Source organism: Brucella sp. 22210 (assembly GCF_052045675.1).
Classification (GTDB): Bacteria; Pseudomonadota; Alphaproteobacteria; order Rhizobiales; family Rhizobiaceae; genus Brucella.
The window spans coordinates 1-1,328 of record NZ_JBQEPD010000123.1; the positions used below are offsets into that span (position 1 = coordinate 1).

A 1,328-nucleotide genomic window follows, 5' to 3' on the forward strand; every position below is an offset into this window, starting at 1 on the left:
TGTGAATCGACGACCGCAGGGCGTGGGCGTTCCTTGCCGTCCTTCTGGAACTGCTTGGAATTGGCCCGGATCATATACGGGTAGTCTTCGGCGTAGATGGCCAGAGAACCTTCGTCAGCGGTCTTCAGGATCGGGTTGCGCCACTTGGTCGTCGCGCGCTTCGCTTCCGGAGTGTTGCTTTCGAACAGATCCTTGATTTCGTTTTCCAGCGCAGTCAGATCAACGTCTGCGGGCAGCAGGACGGTGGCCTGGTACTGGAACTTCTTCGGGTTGGTTTCGCTCTTGCTGGGGCGCGTGGCCGTAAACAGCGAAGCGTACATGAGACGGCCAGCTGGCAGAATCAGGTTGCCGCTTTTGTCAGACTTGAAAGACTTCTTGAGACTTGCGGGAACTACAACTGTAGACATTCTATTTTCCTTTTTTAAGACAACGATTCAACAACTTCAAAGTCCGCGCCGGGCCCGACATGGACAGCGGGGCGGGGATCATCGCTCGGCACAAGGTTGGCGCCGCTCGATTTCTTTTCGACGAGCTCGGCCATGGCGGCCTGACGCTCTTTCGAATTCTTTCCGGGGAAATACCGTTCCATCTTCGCAGGCGAACGGAACTTCGGCTCTTCGTACATGTCGCTTTCGTCGACGCCATTGACCTGCATGGCTTCTTTCGCCATCGTCTCGTCGATCCACTTGCGGTTTGCACGCTTCGCCACAAGCTTGAACCCGGACGGCGTGTTTCCGTCCATCGCCATCTTGTGAGCGAGTTCCTGAACCGCTTTGACACGGCTCAAGACCATATCGGCTTCACGAAGAATACGACCCATCTGGTCGGGCGACACCGCATCGATAGCTGGCAACGTGGTTTCGTCGTCAACCGTACCGAAGTCGGCCGACACCGCTTCGAGCGCGAGCTTCCGATTTGCTTCGCAGATCGGTTGCGCCTTGCAGAACTGGCAGTGCTCGCCAGCGGCCACCGGCGCGTCTGGCGCCATTGCGGCCTGTGCCTTCACAGCCAGTTCATTCTCGAACTCGAACAGTTCCAGCAGGTCGATTTCGTACGAACGCACCGGCCCGTGAGCGTGCTGCGCCCGTGGCTGAACAATATGCATTGTCAGCTTTTCGATCTGCATGTTGTGGTAACGACGCGCGGTGCCGGCGGCGTAAAGAAGCAGTTGGGGGTTGTTGTCGGCGTCGACCGCAACACCCTTGCCGTACTTCAGGTCGACGATGTGCAGGTGCTTCGAACCGAAGCAGTACACGGCCGCGTCGCCAGTGCCGTAAATCTCCGGGTGAATGTGCGTCATGTCGAGGCGCTGCTCGACTGACAACCCG

Annotated in this window: 2 protein-coding genes; both read right to left on the reverse strand. The window is 57.9% G+C overall.

The features are described 5' to 3' along the window. On the reverse strand, positions 1-407 hold a 407-nt coding region (locus ACTJKP_RS26855), incomplete at its 3' end, for a hypothetical protein (protein ID WP_440632830.1). Between the two features lie 14 nt (positions 408-421). Beyond that, on the reverse strand, positions 422-1,328 hold a 907-nt coding region (locus ACTJKP_RS26860), incomplete at its 5' end, for a DUF2800 domain-containing protein (RefSeq protein ID WP_440632831.1).